The sequence below is a fragment of the Wolbachia endosymbiont of Drosophila barbarae genome, assembly GCF_044752445.1.
In the GTDB taxonomy this organism is placed as follows: domain Bacteria; phylum Pseudomonadota; class Alphaproteobacteria; order Rickettsiales; family Anaplasmataceae; genus Wolbachia; species Wolbachia pipientis.
The window spans coordinates 1-9,978 of record NZ_JBIXJM010000169.1; the positions used below are offsets into that span (position 1 = coordinate 1).

The following is a 9,978-nucleotide window of genomic DNA, read 5'->3' on the forward strand; positions in this document are numbered from 1 at the left end:
TGTAATATGGATGTTTTTAATGGATGGTTTGAGCAATTTTTGACACCGATCTTGGAACCTGGACAGACTGTCATTCTTGACAATGCTACTTTTCATAAGTCTGATAAGATTATCGAGCTTGCTAAAGGGGTTGGTGCAGAAATTTTGTATCTGCCGCCTTATTCTCCAGATTTCAACAAAATTGAGCATCATTGGTTTGCTATAAAAAACAGAGCCAGGAAAAACATTCCTCTATTCGAATCCTTTCGTCGTGCTGTTGATTCTGCCTTCCTATGACCTGTTCGGACTATTATGAGAAATGCTATACTATGCTTCTCCTTAAATTGACCATTTACCCTAAACGCTATTAGCTTCCTTAAAATTTACATTAATGCCTATTTTGCCTAAACTGAAGCGTCTTTTCCAATTTTTTCTAGCATCAACTCAGCAGCTTTTTGTTCAGCAATCTTTTTACTAGAAGCGCATGCAGAAACTTTACCATAATCTTCTATGCAAACTGATATAGTAAATTCAGGATTGTGCGCTGGTCCAGTTTGTTTTACAAGCTCATACTCTGGTAAAGGCAATTTGTTTTTCTGAGTCCACTCTTGCAGTGAGGTTTTAGGATCTTGAGGGGGGTCAAGCATGCCTTTAGCTAGCTTTTCCCAATATTGGATAATAAATTTTTCAACATTTTCAAGCCCGCCATCAATATAAATTGCACCTATTAGTGCTTCAAGCGAGTTTTCTAAATTTTTTAAGTTACATCTCCCTCCATTGCAGCGTTCACTATTATTCATGATGATAAAGCTGCCTAATTTTATTTCTTTAGCAACATTAGCAATGGTGTTGCCACAAACTAAATCCGTCTTTCTTTTTGCCAATGCTCCTTCTTTTTCTTCAGGAAATAGTTTAAACAGTGTGGCAGATACAACCATATTCAAAACACTATCGCCCAAAAACTCTAGTCTTTCGTAGCTTACAATCTGGTTTTTGCTATTCCTTTTATTTACGCTTGGGTGAGTTAGTGCCTCTTCTAATATTGCATAATTTGTAAATTTATAATCAATGATCTTAGATATTGCATCATTCAAACTCTTCATACCCATTATTTAAAAGAATAACACTTCCTACCACACCTTTATACCAAAGAATTAGTTTTGTTTTATTAAAATAATACCAACAACTTCCAAAATATACAGTTTAATAGACTTCTTGCATAACCATTATTTGAATAATGATTCATCGATGTTATTCCAGTGTCGGCTACTTAGGTGACAGAGAAGATGCTTAATGTATACAACCCACCACCTCACTAATGTTACTAAATCCATCTCTCCTTATTAGTTCTGCAAGTTCTAGATTAATTTTGTTTACAACTTGAGGTCCGTGGTATATGAGAGCAGTGTACAACTGCACCAAAGAAGCTCCTGCCTTTATTTTTTTATATGCATCAGCACCACTTGAGATTCCTCCGCATCCTACCAACAATATTTTGCCCTTAGTAAGTTTGTACATATCGCTCAATAACTCGGTTGAAAGTTTAAACAGCGGTTTGCCACTCAACCCACCACTCTCGTTGTGGTGGGAATGTAAGTTATTCCGACTGATCGTAGTGTTGCTCACTGTTAATCCGTCAATCTTATATTCCAACGCAAGCTCAGCGATATTTTCTTTCGTTTGCTGATCTATATCTGGTGAGATTTTTAATATTATTGGTATGGATTTAGAATTATCAATTGATTTCCGGGTTAGAGTTACGGATTTCAACAATTCCGATAATTCTTGCTTATTGTGCAGATTGCGTAAATTAGGCGTGTTTGGGGATGAGATGTTCAGCACTATATAATTGCTTTTTCCATATACTATCTTTATTAAGTCAACATAATCGCTGATTTGGTCCTTTGATGTACTGTTTTTTCCTATGTTGATGCCAAAAATGCAATCATCAAGCTTGGTTTTATCTATTTGTTTAAGAAAGTAGTCTATTCCTTTATTGTTAAATCCCAATCTGTTAATTACCCCTTGATCTTTAATTAACCGAAAAATTCTTGGTTTTTTGTTTCCATATTGTGGATTACGAGTTACAGTACCAGTTTCAATAAATCCAAAACCAAATGAAAGCATAGGCCTTATAACTTCTGCATTCTTGTCAAAACCTGCAGCCAGACCCACGGGGCTTCTGAGCTTATTACCAAAAAAATTCACACTCAAAGATTCTGGTAGCTCTATAGGATTCTTATAAGGTATTTTCTTTAATGCCATAATTGCCAAAGAGTGAGCAACTTCGGGCGGCAGTAAAAACAATAAATCACGTAATATCATTTTGTAAAACACTTTGCTTATTTTTAGTTTATTTTTTACCATGAAACGCTATAAGAGTATAACCATAACTTGAAAAGAAATTGATTTTACTTATGAATAATTTTCTCTATAGGTTACACACTTAAAGCTACTGTTGAATTGAGCAACTTTTACAAGATATAGAAAATGAAAGAGGCCGGGACCGGAATTGAACCGGTATAAAAGGATTTGCAGTCCTCTGCATAAGCCATTCTGCCACCCAGCCGTTTTTTATGTGTAGATATCCATTATATCTTTTAGCATAGATAAAGCTTCCTCCCTTTTGCGTTGGAAAGTGTTACGTCCAATGATTGAACCATTACCACCACCCTGCTTAATTTCTTTCGCTTCATTGCATATGTCATTCACTGATTTCGACTCGCCACCAGAAAAAACTACTATTCTTTTTCCTGCAAAACAAGATCTTTTAACATATTCAATTCTTTTAGGTAATGATTCAATATTTTCTGTTTCTATTTTCTCCCTTTCCAAATATTTAGTTGGAAGTTTTACTTTTATTATATTAGCGCCAAGCAAAGCTGCCATGTGTGCAGCATAGGCAATAACATCAACCGCTGTTTCACCTTCTTTGGAAATTCCTTCACCGCGTGAATAAGACCATAACACTACTGCAAGCCCATAAGATTTGGCTTCAGCTACGATTTCACGGGCTTCTTCCATCATATCGAAACACTTAGCAGAACCAGGATATATAGTAAATCCAACAGCCAAGCAGCCCAAACGCAGTGCATCTTTCACAGAAGAGGTTATTGCTTGATCAGAAGTCAGATTCTTCGAATGTAAGGAGTTGGAACTATTAAGTTTCAAAATAAGTGGGAGCATTCCAGCATAAGTTGAAGCACCAGCTTCAATCATACCAAGTGGAGCAGCATATGCACTTACTCCCGAATCAACTGCAAGCTGAAAATGATAATGTGGGTCATAAGCATCAGGGTTAACTTCAAAACTTTTTATTGGCCCGTGTTCAAACCCTTGGTCTACAGGGAGAATTACTAATTTGCCAGTGCCGCCAAGCTTTCCATGCATGAGAATACGAGTAAGATTTGCTTTTACCCCAGGGTTTTCACTTTCGTAGTAGCTTAGGACTTGTTTTACTTTATCACTTATCACTATAATTCAAATTGAATTTAAGTTATAGATTGTAACAAAGATGAAGTTCAATACAAGGATTTTAAACTATATCAAAAGCAATTTTATTTTCTACTTTATTCATATAGATTCTTAATTTCTTTCCTTTTATTAATTTACGATTCAGTATTTCTTCCGCTAAGTAACTTTTTATCTCTTTTTCAATAAGTCTCTCTATCGGACGTGCTCCCATTTCCTTACTATAACCCATTTGTACAAGATAAGATTTCACTTCATCCTCTACCAAGCAGTTTATGCCTTTTTGCGTCAGCTGCTTTTTCAGTTCCTGAATAAATTTATCTACAATATGCAGAATTATATCCGCATTTAAGTCAGAAAAAGAAATAATCGCATCAAGACGATTACGAAATTCAGGGCTAAAAACCTGTTCTATCGCTTTTTCACTATCACCAGTGTTAAATTTTTTATGCCCAAAGCCAACAAAACTTTTGCTGCGTTCAGCTGCTCCTGCATTAGTTGTCATAATTAAGATTATATTGGAAAAGTTAACTTTACGTCCGTAAGTGTCTGTAACGCAACCATAATCCATAATTTGTAGCAATATATTATAGATATCGCTATGAGCCTTTTCAATTTCGTCAAGCAGCACAACACTATATTGATTATTAGATACAGACTCTGTGAGTAATCCACCCTGATCATAACCTACATATCCAGGAGGAGAACCAATCATCCTTGATATCGTATGAGACTCAATATATTCGGACATATCAAAGCGTATAAGATTCATGCCCATGCTTTCTGCTAATTGTTTTGCTAGCTCGGTTTTACCAACACCGGTTGGCCCTGCAAAAAGATAATTTGCTAAAGGCTTATTGTAATTTCTCAACCCAGATTTAGCAATTTTAATAGAATTAACAAGAGATTCTATTGCCTGCTCTTGGCCAAAAATCACCTTCTCTAGATTAGCTTTTAAAGACTTTACTTTCTGCAAATCATCAGATTCAGATCCGCAAGGCACATTTGTAATTCTAGTAATGGTATTCTTAATATCTCTACTATTTACAATTTTACCCCTGTTTCTTAGCAATTTACAATATGCCCCTGCCTCATCAATAACATCAACCGCTTTATCAGGTAATATTCGCCCAGTAATATACTTATGCGAAAGTTCAGCCGCAGACCTAATGGCATTCTTTGTATAATATACTCCATGATACCCTTCATAGTAGTGCTTTATACCATCTAGTATCTTTATCGTTTCGTTAACAGAAGATTCCTTAACATTAATTTTTTGAAACCTCCTCGCTAATGCTTTATCTTTTTCAAAACTATTGCTGTATTCTCTATATGTAGTTGCACCTATACAACGCAGTGTACCTCTTGCAAGCGCAGGTTTGAGTAGGTTACCTGCATCAAGAAAGCTACCACTTGTAGAACCTGCTCCAATGATAGTGTGTATTTCGTCAATAAAAAGGATAGCACCTGGTTTTGCCTCAATCGCTTTTATTATAGATTTTATTCTCTCTTCAAAATCACCTCTATAGCGTGTCCCTGCAAGGAGTGACCCTAAATCCAAAGCATAAATTATACTGGACCTGAGCGCACTTGGAACACTGTTTTCAATGATTTTGAGTACCAAACCCTCAACTATTGTGGTTTTGCCAACACCTGGATCTCCAACATATAAAGGGTTGTTTTTTCTACGCCTCAATAATATTTCTATAGTGCGATTTAATTCATAATCACGACCAATAACATAATCTATTTTTTTGCTTCTTGCATAGTCATTTAAATTTTTACAATAACTTTGTAGAATTTCCTCATCTTTTAGTAGCTCACCTTTATTTACTGTAGTAGGAGCATCATTATTTTTATCAAGTTTTACTTTATGATTAGTGGTGTATTCATCTATATCGTTAGAGTATTTCATGTTAGATATGTGGTAAATCAAATTGGAATCTTTCGCACTTTGTTTCTGCAATAGATCTTCAACGTATAAATCTTGCCCAGACAAAATTTCTACTAGAACACTTGCTCCATTTATTTCTTTTTTCCCCAAGCTATGAGCCCGTATTATTGCTCTGTGTATTATGCATTGAAACATTGAGCTAGGTTTAACTCCACTGATAATCAATTCAGAACTGCTTTGTAAAAACCCTTTTATATTATTATTATAATCATTAGCCTTAATATTGCATCTTGATAGAATGTTATCCATACTGATGATTTCATCGGCTCTGATATTACATCTTGATAAAACGTAATTTACATCCACGTCTTTAGTTAACGCCAGCAATAAATGTTCTACTTTCGCATATTTAAGATTAAAATTAGAAGCAATGAATAGTGCTCTATTCAAACTTGCCTCTAAGTTTTTGGAAATCATCTCCTATTCTCTTTAAAAGTGGGAACTCATATATAATGAATAGCACACAATTATTAAAAAAATTGAAATCCAGCAGTTCGCTGTAGCCAATTTGAATCCCACTCTGGATCTACGTCATAGCACCGCAATATCTCAGCATAGATTCCGCTAATGAGTAGCGGAATGACGAGTTTTACGCTTATCAAATTGTAGGTAAATCCTATTTAATACGCTTTTTCTAGTACTCTGCTTTTCTTCTTAAATGCATTGATCTTTTTTCTACCGTATTTAGTCTTTAACGTACTTGGCCTTTTAAAGACCTTTTTGCTGTTACGTTTTTTAAATTGCACACTACAATCAAAATTTAGCTCTCCTTCTTTGTCTGCCAGTGCAGGCAGTCTTCTCTTATCTTGAGGTGTAACAAAAGATAGCGCATACCCTTCAGCTCCAGCGCGTGCAGTTCTACCTATACGATGAATATAGTCAGCTTGCGATTGTGGTGCATCATAATTGATAACATGTTGAATGTGGGGAATATCAAGGCCGCGAGAAGCAACATCTGTTGCAACCATGATTTGATTACGGCCACGACGGAAAGAATTAATGACCCTTTCGCGCTTGTGCTGCCTTAAATCACCATGAATTGCTAAAGCGCTATAGTCATCTTTGTGCAATCTGTTAGCTAGCTGATCCGCTCCTCGCTTTGTTTTGACAAAGATAATGATTGATCCTTCGCGCTGACATAGTTGTGTAACAAGCTTTTCATATTTTTCTGATTCTGATGCATAAACAATTTCTTGCTTAATTTTTACAGAAGTTGTAACCTCACAATCAACAGAAATACGTTCTGGTCGATTAAGGTACTTCTCAGCAAGTTTTACTATATCTCCAGGAAGAGTTGCAGAAAACATAAGAGTTTGCCTTATTTTAGGCAAATGCTTCATAATTTCTTCAATCTGAACTCCAAAGCCCATATCAAACATACGATCCGTTTCATCAAGCACAAGAACGCTAACATTGCGAGTAATCAAAGTTTTACGCTCAATATGGTCTATAATACGACCAGGAGTACCTATTACAATTTGTGGTTTTTTCTGAAGCTGATTTAGCTGCCTAAAAATAGGCTCACCACCAATCAACAAAGCGACCCTTAGTGCAGAATTTTGAGATAAGAGTTTTCTTATCTCATTTGTTACCTGATGCGCAAGCTCTCTGGTTGGCACGATGACTAAAGCTGAACCAGTGTTAGGCTCATTCAGCAACTTAGCAACCAACGGAATAGCAAATGCTAAAGTTTTTCCAGTCCCCGTTTGAGCAGATCCGAGAATATCTTTACCTTGTAGCGCTAAGGGAATCGCTTGTATTTGAATCGGAGTTGGGACGAAAAGATTATTTTTATCTAGAGCTTGTCTAAGCGAAGCTGGGAGACCCATCTCATGAAAATTATTCACAATACGTTAATCCTGTTAAAAGACTTCATAATAGATTAATCTTCCAATCTTAAATTTATTGCAGATTTTTTATCTTCTCCGTTTCTACCGCGCTCCTCTTTAACCTCATAACTCACCCTTTCTCCTTTTATTCCCTTCTCTTTATTCTCTCCTTTAAGTGCCTCAGGTCTTATTCCCGAACGTTCCAATGTGCTAATATGTACAAAAACGTCACCCCCTTTACCTTCTGGCTTGATGAAACCATAGCCTTTTTCGGCATTAAACCATTTTATATTACCAAATTCCATTTAAACAACTCCTAAATTATTAACTAACATTACTAATGTGATGAAAAACTTTGAAATTACGATTGAGAATGCTTTAAGCTTAGCTATTGAAACTAAACCTTTATACTCCACAGTCTATTCTTAACATTACATGACAATAATACACAATTGTTGTACTTGATGCAAATAAATTTTTTAATCGTTAAGCGAACCTGCAACCGTCATTTCGCTAACTTTAATCGTTGGTGAATTAAATTGCCCACAAAAAGTTAGATCATCTGCAACGACTAAATTGCTAAACATATCCTTCAAATTGCTAGCAATGGTAATCTCATGTATTGGATACGTTATTTTTCCATTTTCTATAAAAAATCCGGAAGCGCCTTGGCTGTAATCGCCATTGATTAAATTGACACCAAAACCAAATAAATCAGTTACATATATTCCCTCTTTCACTTCCTGAATTAATTCTTCAAACGATACATCACCATTCTCAATGTAGAGGTTACTAGCTGCAGGAATAACTGCAGCATTACTTGCACGAGTTGCACTTCCGGTTGTTTCTGAGTCTAATTTTCTAGCCGAGTATAAGTCTAAAATCCAATTTTGTAATATTCCGTTTTTTACAAATATATTTTTCTTGCTAGTTATCCCTTCTCCATCAAATGGTCTCGATGCTATGCCTCTTGGCAACAATGGATCATCGATAATATTAATTCTATCGTTGAAAATCTGAGCGTTTAAACTACCCCTCAAGAAAGAACTGTTGCTTATAATACTGCTCCCATTTATAGCAGAAGCAAAACTTTTTACTAGCCCTTTTGCTGCTCTTTTTTCAAAAATAACTGGAAATTTACCAATTTTCATTGTACGTGAATTCAATTGATCAACTGCTCTTTTTGCTGCTTCTTTTCCCATTAACTCTGGCAACTTTAAATCACTAAAATTACATGCTATATCATAATCGTAACCAACCTTCATTTCACTTTCTCTTCCAGCAACAACAGAGACCTGATTAGCAAAGGTTGATTTACTAAACGAGCCAATAAAACCAGAAACAGTCGATAATACTGTATTCACTAAAGCGTATGAAGAAGAGGCTCCTTCAGAATTAGTGATACTCTTATGTGCAAGGGCTGAATTTTCTGCAGCTTCAGCAATTTCTTTTAGGTTATCAACGGTTACAACATTATTATCTGAGATACTTAAATCTGCAGAAGAGATATAATTACTACCATTTACAGCAAAATTAATGCAAGGATCTTCTGGCGCATTCTTTGCCATTTCTACCACTTGGCTTACTGTATCACTCAGATTATTCAAATCGTTTGTAGAAATATACGCAGCTTTGTTTTTACCTGCTATAGCTCTGATTCCTACAGTGCAATTTTTAGATTGTGATATTTGCTCAATTTTTGATAGACGCTGAGAAACTGAAGTCTTATTAGTTTCATATATTGTAACTTCCGCATCTTGATTTTGCTTTTTTATTAGTTTAGTAATATCTGCTGCAATATTTAATATATTCATTTTCTATTCCTTAGATTTCTATAAAGATTCTGCACCACCTATAACTTCAATTAAATCAGTCGTAATCGCTGCTTGACGAGAACGATTATAAAGCAATGCTAATTTGTTCAGTATCTCTTTAGTGTTTCTGTTTGCTGATTCCATAGCAACCATTCTAGCACTATTCTCACTCGTTGCACTTTCAAGTAAAGCAGAGTAAAGAGCAATTACAACGTAATCTTCAACTAAAGATTTTAAAATAAATTCAATATTTTGTGGTTCATACTCATAGCCGTAATCTGTTGTTGGACCAGCCAGAGAGCTATCAATCAAGGATGAGTCTTTACTCCATGGTTTTATTGTTTCCAACATTGGTTTTTGCGTGAAGGTATTATAGAATTTACTATAAAAAACTTTAACTTTATCGTATTTACTTAAATCTATACCATCAACCAAAGCTTCTACGTGCTTTAACGTGATTCCCTTACTATTTTCAATTTTTAAGATACTTTTAGAGTCAAATCTATTTTTACCTACATCAAAAGCTTTTTTACCAAGAAATACAATATCTACTTTTTTGCCATTTGCGATTGACTTATTTACACGCTCTTGACTAAATTTGACAATAGAAGAGTTAAAGTTGCCGCACAAGCCACGATCAGACGCAATAATGAATACTAGGTAAGAACCGTCGTTACTGACATTTAGAATTTTTGCCAGTAATTCTTGATCAACTGATAGCATTAATGAAAAAATAATGTTATGCAGCTTAGATACATATAATTTTGAATTTAATAACTTCTTTTGGCTTTGTAACAACTTTGCTGCAGAAACCATTTGCATTATTTTCGTGGTTTTCTGTACAGACCTAATATTCTTAATTCTTAAGGATAATTCCTTTAAGCTCTTCATTTTGTATACAACCCTGATTTATTAAAATATATAACTGTTA

At 35.1% G+C, this 9,978-nt stretch carries 9 protein-coding genes and 1 tRNA gene; 1 reads left to right on the plus strand and 9 read right to left on the minus strand.

Annotated elements, in window-relative coordinates:
* The coding region (locus ACIPNH_RS03295; protein WP_400771714.1) for a transposase at nt 1-276 on the plus strand (276 nt) is incomplete at its 5' end.
* A gap of 107 nt (nt 277-383) precedes the next feature.
* On the opposite strand, the gene rnc is transcribed toward ACIPNH_RS03295, so the two are convergent.
* The 9 genes from rnc to atpG all read right to left on the minus strand — a co-directional run bounded on the left by rnc (nt 384) and on the right by atpG (nt 9,938).
* Nucleotides 384-1,082 (minus strand): ribonuclease III, encoded by a 699-nt coding sequence (rnc, locus tag ACIPNH_RS03300; RefSeq protein WP_006279914.1) that lies wholly within the window; start codon nt 1,080-1,082, stop codon nt 384-386.
* Between the two features lie 187 nt (nt 1,083-1,269).
* The gene (locus ACIPNH_RS03305; protein WP_151807528.1) at nt 1,270-2,346 is read right to left on the minus strand and encodes a quinone-dependent dihydroorotate dehydrogenase; all 1,077 of its coding nucleotides are present in this window, start codon (nt 2,344-2,346) and stop codon (nt 1,270-1,272) included.
* Nucleotides 2,347-2,476: 130 nt separating this feature from the next.
* Nucleotides 2,477-2,548 (minus strand) — tRNA-Cys (locus tag ACIPNH_RS03310).
* 5 nt (nt 2,549-2,553) lie between these two features.
* Complete coding sequence (locus ACIPNH_RS03315; protein ID WP_400771721.1) at nt 2,554-3,450, minus strand: class I fructose-bisphosphate aldolase; 897 nt, start codon at nt 3,448-3,450, stop codon at nt 2,554-2,556.
* Between the two features lie 64 nt (nt 3,451-3,514).
* The gene (locus ACIPNH_RS03320) at nt 3,515-5,821 is read right to left on the minus strand and encodes an AAA family ATPase (RefSeq protein WP_155969133.1); all 2,307 of its coding nucleotides are present in this window, start codon (nt 5,819-5,821) and stop codon (nt 3,515-3,517) included.
* Between the two features lie 203 nt (nt 5,822-6,024).
* The gene (locus ACIPNH_RS03325; protein ID WP_038199603.1) at nt 6,025-7,251 is read right to left on the minus strand and encodes a DEAD/DEAH box helicase; all 1,227 of its coding nucleotides are present in this window, start codon (nt 7,249-7,251) and stop codon (nt 6,025-6,027) included.
* Nucleotides 7,252-7,286: 35 nt separating this feature from the next.
* The gene (locus ACIPNH_RS03330; RefSeq protein ID WP_182319799.1) at nt 7,287-7,538 is read right to left on the minus strand and encodes a cold-shock protein; all 252 of its coding nucleotides are present in this window, start codon (nt 7,536-7,538) and stop codon (nt 7,287-7,289) included.
* Between the two features lie 174 nt (nt 7,539-7,712).
* Nucleotides 7,713-9,047 (minus strand): TldD/PmbA family protein, encoded by a 1,335-nt coding sequence (locus tag ACIPNH_RS03335; RefSeq protein ID WP_400771717.1) that lies wholly within the window; start codon nt 9,045-9,047, stop codon nt 7,713-7,715.
* A gap of 18 nt (nt 9,048-9,065) precedes the next feature.
* Nucleotides 9,066-9,938 (minus strand): ATP synthase F1 subunit gamma, encoded by an 873-nt coding sequence (gene atpG / locus ACIPNH_RS03340; protein WP_400771719.1) that lies wholly within the window; start codon nt 9,936-9,938, stop codon nt 9,066-9,068.
* Between the last annotated feature and the right edge of the window lie 40 nt (nt 9,939-9,978).

Coding starts and splice junctions, on each gene's coding strand:
- rnc (WP_006279914.1), bottom strand. CDS start 1,082: ATGAAGAGTTTGAATGATGCAATATCTAAGATCATTGATTATAAATTT.
- atpG (WP_400771719.1), bottom strand. CDS start 9,938: ATGAAGAGCTTAAAGGAATTATCCTTAAGAATTAAGAATATTAGGTCT.
- ACIPNH_RS03320 (WP_155969133.1), bottom strand. CDS start 5,821: ATGATTTCCAAAAACTTAGAGGCAAGTTTGAATAGAGCACTATTCATT.
- ACIPNH_RS03330 (WP_182319799.1), bottom strand. CDS start 7,538: ATGGAATTTGGTAATATAAAATGGTTTAATGCCGAAAAAGGCTATGGT.
- ACIPNH_RS03335 (WP_400771717.1), bottom strand. CDS start 9,047: ATGAATATATTAAATATTGCAGCAGATATTACTAAACTAATAAAAAAG.
- ACIPNH_RS03305 (WP_151807528.1), bottom strand. CDS start 2,346: ATGGTAAAAAATAAACTAAAAATAAGCAAAGTGTTTTACAAAATGATA.